This window comes from Streptomyces sp. PTL18 (genome assembly GCF_059510295.1).
The window spans coordinates 18838-39180 of sequence record NZ_JCAJZO010000022.1; the positions used below are offsets into that span (position 1 = coordinate 18838).

At 70.7% G+C, this 20343-nt stretch carries 24 protein-coding genes and 1 tRNA gene; 17 read left to right on the forward strand and 8 right to left on the reverse strand.

Going from position 1 to position 20343, the window contains the following annotated elements; translation table 11 throughout:
- Nucleotides 1-25: 25 nt before the first annotated feature.
- The 4 genes from AC5WS8_RS30375 to AC5WS8_RS30390 form a co-directional block, all read right to left on the reverse strand.
- Nucleotides 26-919 (reverse strand): carbohydrate ABC transporter permease, encoded by an 894-nt coding sequence (locus tag AC5WS8_RS30375; protein ID WP_496106704.1) that lies wholly within the window; start codon nucleotides 917-919, stop codon nucleotides 26-28.
- Nucleotides 916-1902, reverse strand: a complete 987-nt coding sequence (locus tag AC5WS8_RS30380) for a carbohydrate ABC transporter permease (RefSeq protein WP_496106705.1) — start codon at nucleotides 1900-1902, stop codon at nucleotides 916-918. The genes AC5WS8_RS30375 and AC5WS8_RS30380 overlap by 4 nt, the downstream gene beginning before the upstream one ends.
- Complete coding sequence (locus AC5WS8_RS30385) at nucleotides 1899-3212, reverse strand: ABC transporter substrate-binding protein (RefSeq protein WP_496106706.1); 1314 nt, start codon at nucleotides 3210-3212, stop codon at nucleotides 1899-1901. The genes AC5WS8_RS30380 and AC5WS8_RS30385 overlap by 4 nt, the downstream gene beginning before the upstream one ends.
- 190 nt (nucleotides 3213-3402) lie before the next feature.
- Nucleotides 3403-4524, reverse strand: coding sequence for a hypothetical protein (locus AC5WS8_RS30390; protein ID WP_496106707.1), 1122 nt, complete (start codon nucleotides 4522-4524; stop codon nucleotides 3403-3405).
- Nucleotides 4525-4786: 262 nt separating this feature from the next.
- On the opposite strand from AC5WS8_RS30390, the gene AC5WS8_RS30395 reads away from it, so the two are divergent.
- The 5 genes from AC5WS8_RS30395 to AC5WS8_RS30415 all read left to right on the forward strand — a co-directional run bounded on the left by AC5WS8_RS30395 (nucleotide 4787) and on the right by AC5WS8_RS30415 (nucleotide 7400).
- Complete coding sequence (locus AC5WS8_RS30395) at nucleotides 4787-5464, forward strand: HdeD family acid-resistance protein (RefSeq protein WP_496106708.1); 678 nt, start codon at nucleotides 4787-4789, stop codon at nucleotides 5462-5464.
- A gap of 128 nt (nucleotides 5465-5592) precedes the next feature.
- On the forward strand, nucleotides 5593-5937 hold the full coding sequence (locus AC5WS8_RS30400) for a hypothetical protein (protein ID WP_496106709.1): 345 nt from the start codon (nucleotides 5593-5595) through the stop codon (nucleotides 5935-5937).
- Between the two features lie 53 nt (nucleotides 5938-5990).
- Complete coding sequence (locus tag AC5WS8_RS30405) at nucleotides 5991-6167, forward strand: hypothetical protein (RefSeq protein ID WP_496106710.1); 177 nt, start codon at nucleotides 5991-5993, stop codon at nucleotides 6165-6167.
- Between the two features lie 159 nt (nucleotides 6168-6326).
- On the forward strand, nucleotides 6327-6623 hold the full coding sequence (locus tag AC5WS8_RS30410; RefSeq protein WP_004929488.1) for a type II toxin-antitoxin system VapB family antitoxin: 297 nt from the start codon (nucleotides 6327-6329) through the stop codon (nucleotides 6621-6623).
- Between the two features lie 132 nt (nucleotides 6624-6755).
- A complete protein-coding gene (locus AC5WS8_RS30415; protein ID WP_496106711.1) occupies nucleotides 6756-7400 on the forward strand; it encodes a LytR C-terminal domain-containing protein in 645 nt (214 codons plus the stop codon).
- A 141-nt stretch (nucleotides 7401-7541) separates the two neighbouring features.
- On the opposite strand, the gene upp is transcribed toward AC5WS8_RS30415, so the two are convergent.
- The gene (gene upp, locus AC5WS8_RS30420) at nucleotides 7542-8177 is read right to left on the reverse strand and encodes a uracil phosphoribosyltransferase (protein WP_496106712.1); all 636 of its coding nucleotides are present in this window, start codon (nucleotides 8175-8177) and stop codon (nucleotides 7542-7544) included.
- A gap of 97 nt (nucleotides 8178-8274) precedes the next feature.
- Here upp and AC5WS8_RS30425 point away from each other — a divergent pair, with 97 nt between their 5' ends.
- The 8 genes from AC5WS8_RS30425 (at nucleotide 8275) to AC5WS8_RS30460 (ending at nucleotide 13366) form a co-directional block, all read left to right on the forward strand.
- Complete coding sequence (locus AC5WS8_RS30425) at nucleotides 8275-8460, forward strand: hypothetical protein (protein ID WP_496106802.1); 186 nt, start codon at nucleotides 8275-8277, stop codon at nucleotides 8458-8460.
- 273 nt (nucleotides 8461-8733) lie between these two features.
- Nucleotides 8734-9267 (forward strand): tRNA adenosine deaminase-associated protein, encoded by a 534-nt coding sequence (locus AC5WS8_RS30430; RefSeq protein WP_496106803.1) that lies wholly within the window; start codon nucleotides 8734-8736, stop codon nucleotides 9265-9267.
- A 66-nt stretch (nucleotides 9268-9333) separates the two neighbouring features.
- Nucleotides 9334-9762 carry a tRNA adenosine(34) deaminase TadA gene (gene tadA, locus AC5WS8_RS30435; RefSeq protein WP_496106804.1) on the forward strand — a complete coding sequence of 143 codons (429 nt, stop codon included), beginning with the start codon at nucleotides 9334-9336 and terminating at the stop codon, nucleotides 9760-9762.
- Nucleotides 9763-9852: 90 nt separating this feature from the next.
- Nucleotides 9853-9937 (forward strand) — tRNA-Ser (locus AC5WS8_RS30440).
- 560 nt (nucleotides 9938-10497) lie between these two features.
- Nucleotides 10498-10674, forward strand: a complete 177-nt coding sequence (locus AC5WS8_RS30445; protein ID WP_496106713.1) for a hypothetical protein — start codon at nucleotides 10498-10500, stop codon at nucleotides 10672-10674.
- 76 nt (nucleotides 10675-10750) lie between these two features.
- Nucleotides 10751-11044, forward strand: coding sequence for a Dabb family protein (locus AC5WS8_RS30450; RefSeq protein ID WP_496106714.1), 294 nt, complete (start codon nucleotides 10751-10753; stop codon nucleotides 11042-11044).
- 195 nt (nucleotides 11045-11239) lie between these two features.
- The gene (locus tag AC5WS8_RS30455) at nucleotides 11240-12175 is read left to right on the forward strand and encodes an RNA polymerase sigma factor SigF (protein ID WP_496106715.1); all 936 of its coding nucleotides are present in this window, start codon (nucleotides 11240-11242) and stop codon (nucleotides 12173-12175) included.
- A 246-nt stretch (nucleotides 12176-12421) separates the two neighbouring features.
- Nucleotides 12422-13366 carry an RNA polymerase sigma factor SigF gene (locus tag AC5WS8_RS30460; RefSeq protein ID WP_496106716.1) on the forward strand — a complete coding sequence of 315 codons (945 nt, stop codon included), beginning with the start codon at nucleotides 12422-12424 and terminating at the stop codon, nucleotides 13364-13366.
- 496 nt (nucleotides 13367-13862) lie between these two features.
- Here AC5WS8_RS30460 and AC5WS8_RS30465 read toward each other — a convergent pair whose 3' ends face one another.
- Nucleotides 13863-14060, reverse strand: a complete 198-nt coding sequence (locus AC5WS8_RS30465) for a hypothetical protein (RefSeq protein WP_496106717.1) — start codon at nucleotides 14058-14060, stop codon at nucleotides 13863-13865.
- 244 nt (nucleotides 14061-14304) lie between these two features.
- Between AC5WS8_RS30465 and AC5WS8_RS30470 the strand changes: the two genes are divergently transcribed.
- The 3 genes from AC5WS8_RS30470 to AC5WS8_RS30480 all read left to right on the forward strand — a co-directional run bounded on the left by AC5WS8_RS30470 (nucleotide 14305) and on the right by AC5WS8_RS30480 (nucleotide 18297).
- Complete coding sequence (locus AC5WS8_RS30470) at nucleotides 14305-14814, forward strand: MarR family winged helix-turn-helix transcriptional regulator (RefSeq protein ID WP_496106718.1); 510 nt, start codon at nucleotides 14305-14307, stop codon at nucleotides 14812-14814.
- A gap of 86 nt (nucleotides 14815-14900) precedes the next feature.
- Entirely contained in the window at nucleotides 14901-17357 is a 2457-nt protein-coding gene (locus tag AC5WS8_RS30475; RefSeq protein WP_496106805.1) for an MFS transporter, read from the forward strand.
- A 118-nt stretch (nucleotides 17358-17475) separates the two neighbouring features.
- Nucleotides 17476-18297, forward strand: a complete 822-nt coding sequence (locus tag AC5WS8_RS30480; RefSeq protein ID WP_496106719.1) for a YceI family protein — start codon at nucleotides 17476-17478, stop codon at nucleotides 18295-18297.
- On the opposite strand, the gene AC5WS8_RS30485 is transcribed toward AC5WS8_RS30480, so the two are convergent.
- Nucleotides 18283-18990, reverse strand: a complete 708-nt coding sequence (locus AC5WS8_RS30485; RefSeq protein ID WP_496106720.1) for a GAF and ANTAR domain-containing protein — start codon at nucleotides 18988-18990, stop codon at nucleotides 18283-18285. The two genes, AC5WS8_RS30480 and AC5WS8_RS30485, sit on opposite strands and share 15 nt — an antisense overlap.
- A 41-nt stretch (nucleotides 18991-19031) precedes the next feature.
- Nucleotides 19032-19736 (reverse strand): GAF and ANTAR domain-containing protein, encoded by a 705-nt coding sequence (locus AC5WS8_RS30490; protein WP_496106721.1) that lies wholly within the window; start codon nucleotides 19734-19736, stop codon nucleotides 19032-19034.
- A 236-nt stretch (nucleotides 19737-19972) separates the two neighbouring features.
- On the opposite strand from AC5WS8_RS30490, the gene AC5WS8_RS30495 reads away from it, so the two are divergent.
- A complete protein-coding gene (locus tag AC5WS8_RS30495) occupies nucleotides 19973-20326 on the forward strand; it encodes an STAS domain-containing protein (RefSeq protein WP_496106722.1) in 354 nt (117 codons plus the stop codon).
- Nucleotides 20327-20343 lie beyond the last annotated feature (17 nt).

The following is a 20343-nucleotide window of genomic DNA, read 5'->3' on the forward strand; positions in this document are numbered from 1 at the left end:
TTCTCTTCTCGGAAAAAAGGGTCGGTCAGCCCTTGTTGGCGCCCAGGGTCAGGCCGCTGACGAACTGGCGCTGGAGCACGAAGTACACGATCAGCGTGGGGATCGCGGTGAGCAGGGCGCCGGCGGCGACCAGGTTGGGGTCGGTGAAGTACTGCCCGGACAGGTTGTTCAGGGCCGAGGTGATCGGCATGTTCGCGCCGGTGGAGATCAGCACGATGGCCCAGAAGAAGTCGTTGTAGATCCAGATGGACAGCAACGTCGCCAGGGCGGCCATCGCCGGCTTGCACAGCGGCAGCACGATCTGCCAGTACATCCGCCACACCGACGCGCCGTCGACGAGGGCCGCCTCGGTCAGCTCGTGCGGCAGCATCCGCATGTAGTTGCTCAGCACGAACGCGCAGAACCCGGACTGGAACGCCACGTGGATGAGCACCAGGCCCAGCGCGGAGTCGTACAGCTTGCCGCTGACCGTGATGCCCGGCAGGTCGATCAGCAGGTACATGCGGTACAGCGGGGTGATGATGACCTGCTGCGGCAGCAGGTTGCCCGCCGTGAACACCAGCAGCAGCGCGATGTTGAACCGGAAGTCGAAGCGGCTGACGTAGAACGCGACCATCGACGACAGCACCAGCGTCAGCAGGACCGCGGGCACCGCGATCAGCAGGGTGTTGCCGAAGTAGTGCATCATGTCGGACTGCTCGAACGCGTTGGTGAAGTTGTCGAAGCTCAGCTTGTCCGGCCAGGAGACATAGCCCTTGGTGCTGGTCTCCGAGTACGGACGCAGGGCCGCGAAGACCGCCCACAGCAGTGGTGCGAGCCAGGCCAGCGAGGTGACGACGAGGAACACGTGCAGCAGGACCCTGGCCGGGCGGAGGGGGGTGCGCTGCCTGGCGCCGAGCGCGACGGTGGGGGTGCTCATGCGCGCCTCTCCTTCCGGAAGGTCGCGATCAGGTACGGGATGATGACCGCGAGCGAGATGACCAGCAGGACGACGGCGATCGCCGACCCGTATCCGATCCGGCTGGACTCTCCGATGATGTTGTTGGTGATCAGGATCGACAGCAGCTCGGTGCCCTGAGCGCCCTTGTTGAAGACGAACACCAGGTCGAAGGCGCGCAGTGCCTCGATGATGGTGACGACCAGGACGACGGTGTTGGTGGGCCGCAGCGTCGGGAAGATGACGTTCTTGAACGTCTGCCACTCGTTGGCGCCGTCCAGCGCGGAGGCCTCCCGCAGGGACGGGTCGACGCCCTTCAGACCGGCCAGGTAGAGGATCATCATGTAGCCGCTGTGCCGCCAGGACGCGGCCACCAGGACGGCCCACAGGTTGAGATGGGGGTTGCCGATCCAGTCGATGTAGTGGCCGGGCTTGTTGGCCCCGATGAGGCTGTTGATCAGACCGGTGTCGGGGTTGTAGACGAGTTGCCAGACGAACCCGGTGACCGCGAGCGACACCACGACCGGCAGGAAGAATGCGGTCTGGTAGACGCGGCTGAAGCGGATCTTCTTGTCCAGCTGCACGGCCAGGAACAGGCCCATCGGCGTCGGGATCAGGATGAGCACGACGAACCAGATGATGTTGTGCTCGACCGCCGGCCAGAACTGCGGGTTGTCGGTGAACAGTTGCCTGAAGTTCTGCAGTCCGACCCACTTGATCGAGTCGAACCCGATGCCGTCCCATGTGGTGAAGGCCAGCGCGATGGAGGCGAGGGCCGTCACCCACACGAGCGCGACGTGCAGGATCGTGGGAACGCCCGCCATGAGCCCCAGGGTGAGGCGGTCACGGCGGGTGAGCAGGCGGCGGTGCCCCTGCGTGGCGCGCTTGGCCTTCCGGGCGTGCGCGTCGCCCGGAGGCGGCACTTCGGTCGCCTCCGGGTTCTGGATGCCGGTTTCGATGCTCATGAGGACGCGAAGATCGTCTTCTTCTGGCGCTCGATGGACGACAGGATGCCGTCCACGCCCTTGGGGTTACGGACGAAGTTCTGCAGTGCGGGCTGCATCACCGTGGAGGTGAAGTCCGGGCGGCTGTCGCGGTCCATGAACTGCGTCAGGTTCTTGGCGCCCGAGATCATCGTGTACGCCTTCTTCTGCAGCGCCGTGTACGCGGAGGTGTCGGCCTTGCTGGAGGCGGCCACCACGCTCGGGTCGGACTTGAGGTAGATGGCCTCGGCGTCCGGCGTGCCCAGGTACTCGAGCAGCTTCACGGCGCCCGCGTGGTTCTTCGGGCTCTTGCTGAGCATGAAGCCGTCGGTGGGCGCCTCGACGGTGTCCTGGCCGTAGGCGGAGTTGATCTCCGGGAAGGCGAAGAAGTCGAGGTCCTCGACGTCGGCCTTGTTGGTGAACTGCTGCGCCACGAAGGAGCCCAGCAGGTACATGCCCGCCTTCTTCGACACCAGCGTCTGCGCTGCGTCCTGCCAGGTGCGGCCGACGGCGCCGTCCTGGTGGTAGGGCAGCAGCTCGGCCCAGTGGTCGAAGACGGCCTTCACCTTGGCGTCGGTCCACGACTCCTTGCCCGCCATCAGGGACTTGTGGAAGTCGTAGCCGTTGAGGCGGAAGTTGATCTGGTCGAAGGTGCCCATCGCCGGCCAGGCGTCCTTGTCGCCGAAGGCGATCGGGACCAGGCCGTCCCTCTTCATCTGCTTGCACAGGGCGACGAGTTCGTCCCAGGTGGTGGGGACCTTGTAGCCGTGCTGCTGGAAGACGCTCTTGCGGTAGAAGATCGCCCACGGGTAGGTGTACAGCGGCACGAAGTAGTACTTGCCGTCCTCGCCCTTGCTGAGCTGCTTCATGGCGTCGGGGAAGTTCCCGCCGATGCTCTGCCACACGTCGTCGATCGGGGAGGCGAGCCCCTTGGCCGCGAAGAACTGCATGCGGTAGCCGGCGAACCAGGTGAACACGTCGTCCGGCGTGCCCTGCAGGTAGGAGTTGATCTGCTCCTGGAACGTGTTGTGGTCCTTGGTGTTCACCGCGACCGTGATGCCGTCCTTCTTCTGGAAGGCCGCGTAGATGTCGGCGAACGCCTTCTTCGGCACCGCGTCCGAGGCGTTGGAGCCCAGGGTGACGGTCTTCGCGTCACCACCCGAGCCACCGCTGCCGGCGCAGGCGCCCAGGAGGGGCACGGCCGCGCCCAGCGCTGCGGCGCCGCCTATCCCGCGCAGCAGGGTGCGGCGGCTCGGGCCGGGGAGGGAGAGACCGGAGGGTGAGTGAGGCATGTCGGCTCCTGAGGGCAGTGGGTCTTGCCGGCTCCGATCGAGGGGGTCAGAAACGATCAGAATCCAACTTGACCAAACATCGTGGGCGTCATAAGACGCGAATGTCCGCTCATACGTCAAGAGCCGCCGGGGGCCGTTTTTGAAACGTGACCGACACGTCCTTGATCGACAGCCCTTACATCGGCCGGCGTCAAGGGCAGCTTCCGGCAAAGAAAGTAAACAGTTTCAGACAACACCTATCTGCGGGCCGCAGTGGACCCGGTGGTCGGCGGCTGCGGAACCGGTGGCTCCGCCAGCCGCCGCGCACCGTCTTCGAGACCGCGACCTGGTCGATGTCGCCGGTGCGGACCGTGGCCTTCGCCGTCCACCGCCCGGCAGCGGGAGGTTGAGGGTGCCGGTGGCCCGGTAGCCGCCCGGTCGACGAGCCCGGAGTCGAGCGGGGCGACGCCCCGGCTCTCAACGGGGGAAGGTGAGCCGCGATTCGGGGACCGTCGCGATGCCGCCGTCGCGCCCGAAGACCAGCACCTGCACCCCGTTCTCGCCCCCCCAGGCCGGGCGCCAGTTCGATCCGCGCCTTGCCCTGCCCGCCGGGGCTGCCCACGTCGAAGGGGATCACCGTGGCGGAACCGAGGGGCTGTGCGGCGGCCGTCGCCCTCCCCGCCCCCTCGGCCGCCCGGCTCGGCCGGGCGCCGGTGACGCCCAGGACGGCGACCGCCGCGAACGCCGGCCGGGAGAGGCGGGCGACCGCCCGGGTGGTCGGTTCCCCGGGCGTCCGCTGCACCACGGTCACCAGGGCCGCGAGGCCGCCGAGCCACCCCGCCGCCGCCAGCAGGTGCAGCACGGCCGAGACCATCGCGAGCGGCACCCGGATCCCGGCGGACGCGTGATCGAACACCGCCCAGGCCAGGGCCAGGCCGAGCGACAGAACGCTCACGATCGCGAACCGGAGCCGGCCGGAACCGCCGGGCCACGCCCGTCGGCCGGGGAGCGCAGCACCCCGGCCCGCACCGCGACCGGTGCCGCCACCGCCGGCAGCCGCCCGCACCAGCAGCGCGGGGCCCGGCCGGCTCGTCCCCGTCTCCCGCAGCACCGTGAGTCCGAACACCGTCGCCCGGCCGCTGCCGCGCTCGTACGGGCCCCGGAGCAGCAGCCGGGCGGGCGGGGCGGCGAGCAGCGTCCGCCATCCGGCCGGAAGCAGCCCGCGCCGCGCGAACACGCGGGCGACCGCGTCCGAGCGACCGTCCGCGAGTTCCTGTTTGCCGGTGTGAACCCGGTGGCTCTCGGGGGCGGACACGCGGATGGAGTCGTCCACCACACAGGCGTCGCCGACGTCCCCCGGCCGGCCGGTGGGCGTCCGCGGCCGGCAGGGCGACGACGGCGGTGCCCTGCGGGCGTCCGTCGGCCCGGGGCGCCCCGTCCAGGTCCGGCGGAACCGGCCGCCCGCACGCGGGACGGGCTCCAGGCCGTACCGGGCGAGGAGATCGTCGGGTCACGGCACGCGGACGGCGTCGCAGGAGTCAGTCCGTCGGACCGCCCGGGTGGCGGGGCGTCGGGACCCGTTCCCAGCATGGTTCATGACCGACGCACCGACCGGGCCCCCCGGTGGCCCGGAATACGACGACCGTCACGTCCACGCCGCGCGCGGCACGCACACGACGAGACCGGCCTGGGACCTGCAGGAACCGCCCTTCGAGGGGCCGTTGCACGTCCTCGCCCGCACCGCCTGGCAGGTCGTGCTGCTCACCGGCGTCGCGTCGCTGATCCTCGGCGTCCTGGTCCTCCTCTGGCCGGGCCCGTCCCTGCTCGCGGCCGGGGTGCTCTTCGGGGTGTACCTGCTCGTGAGCGGTGTGCTCCAGCTGGCCGCCGCCTTCGGCACGCACAAGACCGCCTCGCTGCGCGTCCTGGCCTTCATCAGCGGTGCCCTGTCGATCCTGCTCGGCCTGTTCTGCTTCCGCGGCCGCCTGGAGTCGCTCCTGCTGCTCGCGCTGTGGATCGGGATCGGCTGGCTGATCCGCGGGATCACCCAGACCGTGGCCGCCGCCCACGATCCGGCGGTGCCCGCGCGCGGCTGGCAGGTCTTCCTCGGCATCGTCACCTTCGTCGCGGGGATCGTCCTGATCGTCTCGCCGTTCCGGTCGATCGCCCTGCTCACCCTGGTCGCCGGCTGGTGGCTGGTCGTGGTCGGCATCGTCGAGATCGTCACGGCCGTACGGATCCGGGGCGGGACGCGGCGCATCCCGCGCACCGTGTGAAGACCACGTGGCGGCCTCGTGACGGTCTCGGGGAGAGGGTCAATCGTGCGCCCGGACGGTACACCGTGCGGGCGGTTGTCGGTGCCGACACGATGAAGAACGTGCGTCGGACGGGGAGATGACCCCGTGTGACCCACGCACCGCGCCCCCCACGCACCGCTCGACGGTATGCCTGGCTCCGGGTGCTCGTGGTGCTCGTCACCCTTCTCACGGCCGGCGCGTACACGGATGCGGTGGAGACCGGCTCCGTCCCCGCGTCCGCAGTCCAGGCGTGCGACACGGACTATGACGCCCTCGCTCCCGCGCCGCGGACCGCCACCCTCCAGGGGCCCCGCACGGTCACACCGCTGCGGCCGGTACAGCAGGCCGCCGCCCCCGCGCCGTCCGGCCCGGACAATCCGCCTCCCTCCCCCGCCCCGGTGTCGCGCTCGGCCGCGCTCCACGCCCTGCGCACGGTGGTCCTGCGCTGCTGACAGGTCCGGCCCACCCGGAACCGTCACACCACCGGCAACGCGAGGAACCCTTCATGCTCATCGACCCCTACGCGGTCCTGCACGCCCTGGTGCGCGCGGAGGCCCTGCGCAGCACGAAACCGGATCAGGAACCCGAACCACCGGAATCCGACACGGTGGACCAGCCACCCCCGACGGCCCCGTCGGAACGGAACCGCGCGCGGCGCCCGTGGACCCGCCCCCACCCGTGACCCACGACAGCGGCCGCCCCCAGCCGGGCGGCCGCCCCTCTTGCCGCACGACCAGATCCCCAACCCTCTCCCTTTTTGCACCGTTTACCGCATCTTTTCCGCGGGCGCACTCCGTCGCCATGGCTGCGCCCGGAACGTGTCGACCGGTAGGCTTTCCGTGTGATCTTCAAGCGCATCGGAAACGGCCGGCCGTACCCCGACCACGGCCGGGAGAGCACCCGGCAGTGGGCGGACGTCGCACCGCGCCCGGTCCGCCTCGATCAGTTGGTGACGACCAAGCAGCAGCTCGACCTGGAGACCCTGCTCGCCGAGGACTCGACGTTCTACGGCGACCTCTTCGCGCACGTCGTGAAGTGGCGGGGCGACCTGTACCTGGAGGACGGCCTGCACCGCGCCGTTCGCGCGGCGCTGCAACAGCGCCAGGTGCTGCACGCCCGGGTGCTCGAACTCGACTGATTCCTCCGGGCCGCTCCGCCTGAGCCGTCCGGGCGGCCGTACGGACGCTCCTTTGACCCTTTCGGGTTGCACCGCGCGGGACTCAATGATCATCTAGTAGGCATTGCTGCCCGGGCGCACTACGCTGCGCCCATGAGCATGCTGACTCCCCCCGGCATGGGTGGCCAGTACCGGATCACGGGTGACAAGTACCCGCGGATGCGCCCGCCCCGACGCCGCGGCAGGCTCGTGGTCGCCGTCGTCGCGTCCCTGGTCGCCGTCGGGCTGATCGGCTGGGGAACCCTGCAGCTCATCGACGTCTTCACCGGCGGCAGCGGCGGAACGTCGGCGGCCGGCGCCAAGACGGGCTGCTCGACCAGGGTGAGCGCGTCACCGGCCGCCGCCAAGGCCCTGCCCGAGCCGGGCCGGATCACGGTCAACGTCCTCAACGCCACGGAGCGGGGCGGCCTCGCCAAGGAGACCGCGGACGAGTTGAAGAAGCGCGGCTTCCACATCGGGACCGTGGGCAACGCCACGGAGCAGTACGACAAGAAGATCAAGGGCGTGGGGATGCTGCTCGGCCCGAAGACCTCCCTGCACACCGCGCTGACGGTTCTCGCCACCCAGCTCGCGGGCGCCGACCAGCGCACGGACGCCCGCACGGACGCGTCCGTCGACCTGATCCTGGGCGACGGCTTCAAGTCCCTGACGGCCGAGCCGGACGCGGACAAGGCCCTGGCGGCCCTGAAGAACCCGACGCCGACGGCGTCACCGGGCACCGGCAAGAAGAGCTGCTGAGCTTTCGGCGGACCGCGGTCCCGGGTCCCGGTCCCGGCCGGTCAGGGCCGTGCGGTCGACGCGCGGCCGCGCGCCTCCGTGTGGAGGCCGCACGGCACCTCCTGTGTCGCGTACGAGCCCCGTACGAATCCTGGCCGGCCCCTACTCCGCCGCCCCGTACAGGCGGTCCCCGGCGTCCCCGAGGCCCGGCACGATGTAACCGTGCTCGTTGAGGCGCTCGTCGACCGCGGCCGTCACCACCGTGACCGGCGTGCCCGCCAGTTCGCGCTCCATGATCTCGACGCCCTCCGGGGCGGCCAGCAGCACCACGGCCGTCACATCGTCCGCACCACGCTTGATCAGCTCCTGGATCGCCGCGACGAGCGTGCCGCCGGTCGCGAGCATCGGGTCCAGCACGTACACCTGCCGCCCGGAGAGGTCCTCCGGCATGCGGGTCGCGTACGTGGAGGCCTGAAGCGTCTCCTCGTTGCGGATCATGCCCAGGAAACCCACCTCGGCGGTCGGCAGCAGCCGCACCATGCCGTCCAGCATGCCGAGCCCGGCGCGCAGGATCGGCACCACCAGCGGGCGCGGGCGGGACAGCTTCACGCCGGTGGTCGTGGCGACCGGCGTCTCGATGTCGATCGCCTCGGTGCGCACGTCCCGCGTGGCCTCGTAGGCGAGCAGGGTGACGAGTTCGTCGGCCAGCCGACGGAACGTCGCGGAGTCGGTGCGCCGGTCGCGCAACGTGGTGAGCTTGTGGGCGACCAGGGGGTGGTCGACGACATGGAGACGCATGCCCCCACAGTAACCGGGCGGCGGCGTCCGTCCGGACCTGGCATCGAACCCCCCATCAGAGGGAAAGTGGGAGGAACGGAACAGGGGTGGTGTGACGATGCCGGACCAGGAGTCCCCCAGGGAGCCGGAAGCACAGGAGCCGGACGCCGAGCGCAGGCGGCGCCGCGCCAGGTTCCTGCGTGAACTGGCGGAGGCACGGGAGCTGCGCGCCCGCGTCCAGCCCCGCCGCGCCAAGGCCGCACGGCTGCGTCACGCCATGCGTATGCGCACCTTCCGCTGGTAGCGACGCGGCCGTGGCGGGGTGGCCGTGCGGCCACACCGGCCAAGGCCGCGTACGATCCGCTGGTGGCGGCAACGAGTGCGCTGGTGAGTGGACCGCTCTGCTCGAGTGCCCGCGATCAAAACAGCCAGACACAGGGAGCCGAAGACGTCCCCTGAACGCCTTGTTTCTGCCACGATTCCGAGTGGGTGGGGCTCGGAGCCCAGCTCTCTCCGCCCAGAACCTCCGCCGGGGGGACCCCCAACCGGCACGCCTATGACCAGTGGGAGAGTCACGGTGTACTTCGCCGCACTGCTCGCGCGCACCGAAGACGGGTGGGAAGCGAGCGACACAGAGCTCGACGATGTGGAGACGCTGGCCGACCTGGCCGACCTGGCCCGGGAGGCCTCGGCCGACGACGACACGGTGCTCGTCCTGATCGAGCAGGAGGACGCGTGGTTCGGCGTCGTCCGCGTGGACGGTGAGGACGACCCTCGTATCTACGTCTCGGACGCCGCGGCCGCAGCCCGTAGTTCGTACGGCGAGATCCTGCTCACCGACGAACTGCTCGGAAGGGAGCCCGGCGACGACGGTCCGGACCTGGACTCCCTCGACCTCGACGGCACGGAGGACGGTGAGCCCGAGGACGCCGACGAGGACGCGCCCGGCACGGACGCCTCCGCCGTGCCGCACGGTCCCGTGGGGGACAGCGAGGTCCTCGACGACCTCGGCGTCTCCGAGAAGGAGCTGCGCGCCCTGGACGCCGACGACGCGCTCAACGCGATCGCCGAGGCCCTGGGTGCCTCGGAGGTCCTGGAGACCGTCCGCTAGGTGTTCCCCGTGACCGAGGAGCGGGCGCCGGCCCCCGACCCGGTGCGCGACCCGTGGCGGGCCGCGATGCGTCTCGCCCTGGACGAGGCCGCGCGGGCCGTCGAGGGCGGTGACGTGCCCGTCGGTGCCGTCGTGCTGTCCCGGGACGGCTCGGTGCTGGCCACCGGTCACAACGAGCGCGAGGCGACGGGCGATCCGTCGGCCCACGCGGAGATCGTCGCGCTCCGCGGGGCCGCGGCGGCGCTCGGCGAGTGGCGGCTGCCCGGCTGCACGCTCGTCGTGACCCTGGAGCCCTGCACCATGTGCGCGGGCGCGGTGCAGCAGTCCCGGGTGGAGCGGCTGGTCTACGGCGCACGCGACGAGAAGGCGGGCGCGGTCGGGTCGCTGTGGGACCTGGTGCGCGACCGGCGCCTGAACCACCGCCCGGAGGTGGTCGCCGGCGTTCTCGAGGACGACTGCGCGCGGCTCCTGACAGACTTCTTCCGGACTCGCTGAGACGTAGGCGCCGCGTCGGCCCCGGACGGCCCCGGACGGCCCCGGAAACGGATTTCAGACCATGGCCCACCTTGGGGTAGGGTCTCCCTCGGTAGCGTGTCCGAGCGGCCGAAGGAGCTCGCCTCGAAAGCGAGTGTGGCGCAAGTCACCGAGGGTTCAAATCCCTCCGCTACCGCTGGAGAAGGGCCCCGCCGACAGGCGGGGCCCTTCGCGTGTGCCGGGGCCGGGAGGGCTGGGGTCGGAAGAGCTGGGCCGGGAGAGCTGGGGCCGAGAGGGCTGGGGCCAGGAAGTGCAGGGGCCCGAAGGGCTGCGCGAAGCCCCGGCGTGCCGCTCAGTTGCGCCGGGGCTTCGGCCCGCCCCCTGGAGCGGGGCGGCGGCCTCGGGGAACAGGACGCCGTCCCTCCCCTGAGGACACGGGCGTCGGGGCCGCCTCACGGCTCGGGGACCTCGCACCGCGGATCCCAGCCGGGTCCGGTCACCCGGTCCGGTCCTCCCGCCCTCCGGGCCCCTGCCGGTCCGGTGGGCTCCTCTCCATCCTCCGGCCTCCCGCCGTCCCGGCAAGCCGGCCGAACGGCCCCTCGCCCCGGGCCATTGGTCCCCGAAGGCCCGGCACGGAGGGGAACGGTGAGGACATGGTGCATACGGGATCTTTTATAAAGCCCCGAACACCTGGTCGGGTTACACTCACCCGCGGCGAACCGGCCCCGCGGGGCGGAAGAGACGGGGGAGGCCACCGTGGCGGTACCGGGAAAGAAGGTCGCGCTCTACGCGATCCTGGTCTTCGTGCTCTATGTGATCATCACCGACCCGGCCAAGGCCGCCGACTACGTGCAGATAGGGTTCGAAGGCATCTCGAGCGCCGCCAAGGCGATCGGCCACTTCATGACCTGGCTCGCCGACGGGACCAAGTAAGGTCTCCGCGGTCCTCCGGCACCCCGCGCGAGCCCGGCCGGCGGTCCGCCGTCGCCGCACCCCCTGGGAGTCACCCGTGATCCGCCACCTGGTCCTCTTCAAGCTCAACGAGGGCGTCCGGCGCGACGACCCGCGCGTCGTGGAGGGCGTCCGCGCCTTCGAGGCCCTCGACGGCCTGATCGAGGAGCTCCGCTTCTGGGAGCTGGGCTGGAACATCAGCGACCGCCCCATCGCCTACGACTTCGCGATCAACTCCGCGGTGGACGACACCGACGCCCTCAAGCGGTATCTGGAACACCCGGCGCACCAGGCGGGCGTCGCCCTGTGGCGTGAGTTCGCCACTTGGGTGATCGCCGACTACGAAATCTGAGCGACAGCGCCCACCGATTCCGGGCGACACAACCGACGGAGCCCTCCACGGGAACAGTGGAGGGCTTTCCTGCGTCTTGTGCCCCAATCTCTGCCCCAGCTTCTCCCCCAACACGGAGTTATGCGGTGCTTGCACACAGTGTCCATTTCTTGTGATGCTATGACCGCTTTTGACGGTGAGTTGACAGATGTGTTGATGGATGAAGAGGTGGCGTTGACCGTGTCGGCCAGTACTGCGCCGCCCCAGGAGGACGAGGCCCCGGCCCCGTCCTCCGACCGGCATCAGGCATCCGCCACGGACCCCGCCCACCCCGATCCCTCCGAGCCGCCCCCCGACACCTCCGCCCGCCCCCAGGAGGCCGCCAGACGCCGTGGCGCCGACACCCGGGCCCTCACCCAGATGCTCTTCGCCCAGCTCAAGGAGCTCCAGCCGGGCACTCCGGAGCACCACCGCGTGCGCGGAGCACTCATCGAGGCGAACCTCCCCCTCGTCCGCTACGCCGCCGCCCGCTTCCGCTCCCGCAACGAGCCCATGGAGGACGTCGTCCAGGTCGGCACCATCGGCCTGATCAACGCCATCGACCGCTTCGATCCCGACCGCGGCGTGCAGTTCCCGACCTTCGCGATGCCCACCGTCGTCGGCGAGATCAAGCGCTACTTCCGCGACAACGTCCGCACGGTCCACGTCCCGCGCCGGCTGCACGAGTTGTGGGTGCAGGTCAACAGCGCCACCGAGGACCTGACGACGGCGTACGGGCGCTCCCCCACCACCGCCGAGATCGCCGAGCGGCTGCGCATCACCGAGGAGGAGGTGCTGTCCTGCATCGAGGCGGGCCGCTCCTACCACGCGACCTCGCTGGAGGCCGCCCAGGAGGGCGACGGGCTGCCCGGCCTGCTCGACCGGCTCGGCTACGAGGACCCCGCCCTCGACGGTGTCGAGCACCGCGACCTCGTACGGCACCTGCTCGTGCAACTGCCCGAGCGCGAGCAGCGGATCCTCCTGCTGCGCTACTACAGCAACCTCACCCAGTCCCAGATCAGCGCCGAGCTGGGTGTCTCCCAGATGCATGTGTCAAGGCTCCTGGCACGGAGCTTCGCGCGTCTGAGATCCGCAAACAGAATCGACGCATAACCCACGAGAGCGAACCACCCGCAAGCGCTCTTCCCGACAACTCTCCACTGAAAAACCATCAGAACCCTTCCAACCAGGGCGCATTCACGCTTCACATGTCGACATGTCGCTACAGCGTGTTGCCGACATGTGACATTCTTCCGGCAGCGCGTTTGCCGCGGCCTCGCGACCGGTATCTCAGGGGAGGCTGCGTTCCTCACGACGGGAGCGTCCGCCGCGACCGTCCCGCGACCCAAAGGGGGTGGCATGTCCGCAGACCAGGGCAGCTCGAAGGTGCTCACGCTCATGCAGAGCGACTCCGCGCCCGACGTGCTCCAGGACCTTCAGGCCCCTCAGGACCTCCCGGGTGCCGAGACCCTTCCCGCCCAGGACCTTCCGGGCGCCGAGGCTCTGCCGGCCCCCGAGGCCCCGGACCTTCCGTCCACGGAGGGCATCGACACCCGCACCCTGTCCCGCTCCCTGTTCCTGCGGCTCGCCGCACTCGACGAGAACAGCCCCGAGCGCGCCTACGTCCGGGACACGCTCATCGAGCTGAACCTCCCGCTGGTGCGGTACGCCGCGGCCCGCTTCCGCAGCCGCAACGAACCGATGGAGGACATCGTCCAGGTCGGCACCATCGGGCTGATCAAGGCGATCGACCGCTTCGACTGCGAGCGGGGCGTGGAGTTCCCGACCTTCGCGATGCCGACGGTCGTCGGCGAGATCAAGCGGTTCTTCCGGGACACCTCCTGGTCGGTGCGGGTGCCGCGCCGCCTCCAGGAGCTGCGCCTGGCCCTCACCAAGGCCAGTGACGAGCTGTCCCAGAAGCTGGACCGCTCGCCGACGGTCACCGAGCTCGCCTCCGTGCTGGGCGTGTCGGAGGAGGACGTGGTCGACGGACTCGCGGTCGGCAACGCGTACACGGCATCCTCACTGGACTCCCCGACCCCCGAGGACGACGGCGGCGAGGGCTCGCTCGCGGACCGGCTCGGCTACGAGGACTCGGCCCTGGAGGGCGTGGAGTACCGCGAGTCCCTCAAGCCGCTGCTGGCGAAACTGCCGCCCCGCGAGCGGCAGATCATCATGCTCCGCTTCTTCGCGAACATGACGCAGTCGCAGATCGGCGAGGAGGTCGGCATCTCCCAGATGCATGTCTCCCGCCTCCTGACCCGCACGCTGGCACAGCTGCGGGAGGGCCTGATCTCGGACTGAGCCACCCGGCGGCCCCGGGCGTCCCGGGTAGACGGCGCCCGCGACGACCCGCTCCTTGGGGAGCGGGTCGTCGCGGGCGCGCACATGCGCTGCCGAACGGCGCTTCCGCACCGAGGGACACGTCAGCCGCTCCGGCGCGATGCTTCCAGCGACGCGGTGGCGAGGCCGTCACGGGCGGATCCCTGCCGGTGCGTCGACGGCAGCCGTTCACGGCCGCGTCCGGCCGGCCGCCGTGTCCCCGAAGGACCGCTCCGGCCGGCGAGCCGCCCGGCGGCGGCACGTCGCCGTCGGCGACCGGGGTTTCCTCCTCACCGACGTCAACCGCACCCCATCCCACGCCGAACGGCCCCCGCGCTCACCGCGGGACCGGAGCGGCAGCCCACCGACCGCCGTCGGCGGGGGGACGCGACCGTCTCCTTCCACACCACCGGCGGCACATCCGTGTGGATGCGACGCCGAAAAGGAGCCGGGTGTCAGAGGAGGTGCGGGCGGCGGCCTACGTCAGCGCCAGCCAGGCGACCGCCGCGACGATCGCGACGGCGACCACGATGCCGACGATCAGGCCGATGCGGGGGCCGGCCGGAGCGGCCGCCTGCTGCCGGCCCTGGGGGGCCGCCTCGTCGACGAACGCGCGGAACATCTGCGTGCTGCCGGCGGGGTCGTAGTTGCCCTGGGGGCCCTGGGTGTTAGCCATGGCCCCGGACCCTAGCGAATACGTGGGGGACTGCCCAAGTGAGGGTTGTGTAAGGGGGCCGCCCGAGTCATGGCACGAGGGCCGCTCACAGCGATGCCACAGGCAGGCACGCCCCGCCATCTGCACATTTACTTCCACCAGCGCTTTCCTTGGTCAACTCTTTGCCTTCAGGCGCCCCGATTAATTTGCCTGCAGCAACCAATCTCTCTATGGTTGCTCTAGGCAACGATAAGAAGGAGGTGCCATGGCCGAGCGAGCGCTGTACGAAGAGCTGGCGCGTCAGCTCAGCGCCTTCGGCGCCGTGAAGCGGGACCTCGGGCGCTGCCTGCCGCCCGACTGCCCCGGCGGTTCCGCCGCCGTGCTGACCCTGCTCGGCCGCCACGGCGACATGCGCATGAGCAAGCTCGCCGAGCTGCTCGCCGTCGACACGTCGGTCACCAGCCGCCACGTCGCACACGTAGCGGACCGTGGCTGGATCGAGCGCTGCCCGGACCCCGCGGACAAGCGCTCCCGCATCCTGCACCTGACGGCACCCGGCCGCGCCCAGCTCGACGAGCTGTCCCGGCGCACCGCCGCGCTGCTCGCCGACCGGCTGAGCGACTGGCCGGAGGACGACGTCGGCAGGCTCGTCCAGCTCATGGCACGGCTCAGGGAGAGCTTCGGCGACTGCCGTTCCACTCCCCGGCTCGCACAGGCGGCATCCGCGACGCAGTCCGTTGCCCACGAGACCACCCGTACACCTGCAAGCACGTAAGTAAAGGAAGCTCCATGGCAACGACCACACCAGCCGGTGTGCGGGCTCACCGCAAGCACGGGGGAGGCTCCCCGGACGGCGCTCCCATGACGCACCGGCAGATCATGGAGGCCCTCTCGGGGCTTCTGCTCGGCATGTTCGTGGCGATCCTGTCGTCCACGATCGTGTCCAACGCGCTGCCGCACATCATCAACGACCTCGGCGGCGGCCAGTCCGCCTACACCTGGGTCGTGACCTCCGCCCTGCTGTCGATGACCGCGGCCACCCCCCTGTGGGGCAAGCTGGCCGACCTGTACAGCAAGAAGGCTCTCGTCCAGATAGCCCTCGTCATCTACGTCGCCGCCTCGATGGCGGCCGGTCTGTCGCAGAACCCCGGCATGCTCATCACCTTCCGGGTGTTCCAGGGCATCGGTGTCGGGGGTCTGTCGGCACTCGCCCAGATCGTCATGGCGGCGATGATCTCCCCGCGTGAGCGCGGCCGTTACTCCGGCTACCTGGGCGCCACCTTCGCCGTCGCCACCGTCGGCGGCCCGCTGCTCGGCGGTGTCATCACCGACACGTCCTGGCTGGGCTGGCGCTGGTGCTTCTACGTCGGTGTCCCCTTCGCGGTCGTCGCGCTGATCGTGCTGCAGAAGACCCTGCACCTGCCCGTGGTCAAGCGGGAGGTCAAGGTCGACTGGGGCGGCGCGTTCCTCATCTCCGCCGCCGTCTCCCTGCTGCTGATCTGGGTCACCTTCGCCGGTGACAAGTACGACTGGCTGTCGTGGCAGACGTACACGATGGTCGCGGGATCGATCGTCCTCGGCGCGCTGTTCGTACTGGTGGAGGCCAAGGCGAGCGAGCCGATCATCCCGCTGCGCCTGTTCCGCAACAGCACGATCACGCTGGCGTCGCTCGCCTCGCTGTTCGTCGGCATCGCGATGTTCACCGGCACGGTGTTCTTCAGCCAGTACTTCCAGCTGGCCCGCGACAAGTCCCCGACGATGTCCGGTGTCATGACCATCCCGATGATCGGCGGTCTGTTCGTCTCCTCCACCGTCTCCGGTCAGTTCATCACCCGCACCGGCCGCTGGAAGGCCTGGCTGGTCAGCGGTGGCGTCCTGGTGACGGCCGGCCTGTGCCTGCTGGGCGGCATCCGGTACGACACCGCCTACTGGAAGATGGCCGTCTTCATGGCCCTGCTGGGTCTCGGCATCGGCATGATGATGCAGAACCTGGTCCTCGCCACGCAGAACCAGGTGGCCCCCTCCGACCTCGGCTCGGCCAGCTCCACGGTCACCTTCTTCCGCTCCCTCGGCGGTGCGGTCGGCGTCTCCGCGCTCGGCGCGGTGATGTCCCACCGGATCACCCACTACGTCCAGGACGGCATCTCCGCCCTGAGCCCCAAGTACCAGGCCGCGCTGGCCGGGTCGAGCTCGACCGACCGCATCCCGGACATGGGCGCGCTGCCGGCTCCGCTGCGCACGCTGCTGGAGAGCGCCTACGGCCACGGCATCGCCGATGTCTTCTTCATCGCCGGCTGCCTCGCCGCCCTCGCCTTCCTGATCACGCTGTTCATCAAGGAGGTCCCGTTGAAGACCAAGGGCGCGCTGGCGCAGGCCGCCGACTCGGCACCGCAGGAGGCCCCCACGGCGGCCACCCCGGCCGAGGCGTCCGCGCCGGCCGAGGAGAGGGTCCCGAGCTGGGCGGTGGCGAGCACCGAGGCAACGGACGAGGGCACAGGCACCCAGCGCCTCACGGCCGTCGCCACGATCGCCCGGCCGGAGGCGGCCGGTGACGGCGGTGGCATCCCGGTCCGCGGTTTCGTCCGCGGCGGCGAGGGCGCGCCCGTCCCGCAGGCCGCCGTCACCCTGATCTCGCTGGGGGGACGGCAGCTGGGCCGGTCGGTCGCGCAGGCCGACGGTTCCTACGCGGTGGACGCTCCGGGCACCGGCTCCTACGTACTGATCGCCTCCGCCGACGGCCACCAGCCGCAGGCCTCCACGATCGTCGTGCACGACGAACCGGTGTCGTACGACATCCTGCTCAGCGGCACCAGCGGCCTGAGCGGCGTCGTCCGCGCCGCCGAGACCGGGCTGCCGGTCAAGGACGCGATGGTCATCGTCACCGATGTGCGCGGCGACCTGCTGGCCACCGCCACCACCGGCGAGCAGGGCACCTTCTCCTTCGCCGAACTGGTGCCGGGTGCCGTGACCGTCGCGGTGAACGCCGCCGGGCACCGCCCGCGGGCCCTGCCCGTCGAGGTCGGCGCCACCGGGGTGACCCGCGTCGAGATCGACCTCGACTCCGGCTCCCAGGTCCAGGGTGTCGTACGGGCCCCGCACGGCCCCCTCGCGGACGCCCGGGTGACCCTGGTGGACGCGGCGGGCAACGTGGTCGGCACGGCCACCACCGGCGCGGACGGCGCGTACGCCTTCACCGATCTGAACGGCGGGGAGTACACCGTCATCGCGACGGGCTACCCGCCGGTGGCCACCGCCGTGACCCTCTCCGGCGACGGCGTCGACGACCACGACATCGAACTCGCCCACCCGGGCGAGTAGGCCGGAAGCCCGGCTCGTGGGGGCGCGCTGTGAGCGCAAGGCGCCCCCTCGGGCCGGATTTTTTTCGGCCGCCACGGGGATTTATCAAGGATTCAAGGGATTTGAGGGGAACCACGCGATGGGGCTGACCGCACGGATCCGTACGCGAGACGGATGGGCCGTGTCGCACGCGGTCGTCACCGTGACCGACACGACCGGGACGCAGGTCCTGCGCGCCGAGGCCGACGCCGAGGGCGTCGTCCGCGACGCGACCGAGCTGGCGCCCGGCGCCTACACCGTGATCGTCACGGCGGTCGGGTACGCGCCCGCCGCCTCCAGCGCGATCGTGACCGCGAGCGGCCGGGCCGAGGTCGGCCCCGTGACGCTCGCCCGGCAGGGCGGCACCGAGCTGCCGCCGCCGGGGCCGTGGACCATCGACCCGGCGCACTCCTCGGTGGGCGCCGTCGCCCAGCACCTGGGGATCTCCAGCGTGCACGGGCGGTTCACGGACTTCTCCGGGCGCATCGAGATCGCCCCGGACGAGGTGGAGAAGTCCCGCGTCGAGGCCGTCATCCGCGCCGCATCCATCGACACGGGCAACGGCATGCGCGACACCCACCTGAGGTCCGCGGACTTCCTGGACGTCGAGAAGTACCCGGAGATCACCTACCGCTCGACCGGCCTGACGGCCGCGGGCGCCGACCGCTGGACCGTCCACGGCGAGCTGACCCTGCACGGGGTGGTCCGCCCGGTCGATCTGGACCTCGCCTACCTCGGCACCGGTTCCGACCCGTGGGGCGGCACCCGCGCGGCCTTCCGCGCCACCACGGAACTGCGCCGCGAGGACTTCGCGATGAACTACAACCAGATCGTCCAGGCGGGCATCGCCGCGATCGGCACCACGCTGAAGGTGGAGCTGGACGTCCAGGCCGTGCAGGGCGAGTCGCTACCGTCCGCCTGACGGCGGACGGCCCTCGCCCGAGACCCGGGAGACCAGATCGGTGGCCAGGTCGCGGAGCTTGGTGTTCGTGTGCTGCGAGATCCGGCGCAGGCGCTCCAGGGCGATGCCGGCGCTGACCCGCTCCTGCGCCATCAGGATGCCGATCGCCTGGTCGATGACGCTGCGGGAGAGCAGCGCGGTGCGTACGTCGGACGCGTCGGCGCGTTCGCGTTCCACGCGCAGGGCCACGTCGACGGCCTCGGCCGTCCGCGCCGCGAAGGCACGGGCCCGGTCACGGGCCGTGCCGAGCACACCGGGCTCGCTGCCGTAGAAGTTGAGCGCGGCGCCGGTGTCGCCCTCCACGGCGAGCGGCACCGCGAGCACACACCGCACCCCGACCGACAGCGCGTACTCGGTGTACACGGGCCACCGGGCCTCGGCGGCCAGGTCGGGCGCGTACTGCTCGGTCCCCGTCTCGGCGGCCGTGACGCACGGCCCGGTGCCGTTCTCGTACTGGCGCAGGTCCAGGCCGCTGGGCAGGGTGCCGCTGCCCGCCAGGGTCAGCAGGCGGTCGCCGCGGCGGACGGTGATGCTGCAGGCGGCGCAACCGGGCACGGCCTCGACCGCGCGGTCGGTCAGGTCCCGCAGCAGCGTGTCGAGACCGCCGCTGCGCACGATCGCCTGGTCGAGCGGGTAGGGCATCTCGGATCTCATGTCATGCTTTTGTCCCCGTTTCGGCGATCAACTCCTGACCGTCACGTGGCGTGGTTCGCATCGACGATGCGGCGGGCGAGATCCCGCAGCTTGACGTTCTCCCGCTGCGAGGCGCGCACCAGGCTGTCGAACGCCTCCGTTGCGTCCATGTTCAGGCGCTCCATCAGGATGCCCGTGGCCTGGCCGATCAGGTCCCGGGTGTGCATCGCCTCGGTGAGCTGCTCTCGCACGGTCACCGACTCCAGCGCGAGACCGACGTGCGCGGTGAACAGCCGGCCGATCCGCGTCGCGGCCTCGTCGAAGGCGTGCGGCTTGCGGGCGTAGACGGTGAGCACGGTCAGCCGTCGCTTGCCGGCGCGCAGCCGCAGCGCGAGCGCCGAGCGCAGGCCCAGACCGGACAGCACGGCGCCACCCGCGTCGTTCTCGCTGTCCGCCACGCGCACCACGGGCGTGTGCCACAGGTGGCTCCAGTACGGGGCCTGCTCGCTGCCCGGGTGGGCGTCGTGGGCGGTGCGGACGACCTCGTCGCTCCAGGCGAGCGTACGGAAGTGGTCGCCGCGCTCCGCCTCGCAGACGGCCGCGTGTTCGGCGCCCGGCAGCAGGCGCACGGCGAGACAGACGGCGGTGCTCATCGTGCTGTGGGGGGTGAGCGTGTCGTGCAGTTGCCGAGCTGCTTCGGCCAGCGCTTCGGCCAGCTCGAAACCCCGTGGAAAATCAGGCAGATCGGAAAAGTCGGACGCAGGCACACGAACCTCTTCGGCGTGCACGGCCGCATGGCCATGCGCAGGAGAGCTCCGCAGCACATTCCCGACTGCGAGCACAGGACGGACAGAATTTTATCTCCTCCTCTGCGGGGAGATTGACGCCCGGTTGATGCTCGGCGTTCCCCCCTTTCGGAGTGGCACGCGGGAGTGGTGGAATGAGCCGACAGGTCAGGAAGCGGCCTCTCCGAGCCCGGACGAACCTCTGCCAGGTGAGTGCCATGACCCATGTCCCGAGCCCGTGCCGGGTGCGCGACCTGCCCGGTCGCAGCCTGATCGCCCTGCCCCCGGAGATCGACCTGTCCAACTCCCCCTCGCTGTGCGCCGCCATCACCTCCTTCGCCGAGGCGCGCGCCACCCGGCTGAGCGTGCTGATCCTGGACTTCGCCCACACCGGCTTCATGGACTCCCAGGGCGCCCGCCTCGTCCAGGACGTGCGGTACCGGCTGCCCGCCCGGGTCGGGCTACGGGTGGTGGCGGAACCGCTCGGCATGCCGCGCCGCGTCCTGGAGCTGACCGGGGTACGGCGGGACGTGCCCGTGTACGACAGCCTGGCGGAGGCGTTGGAGTCGTGAGTGAGCCGCGCGGTCGT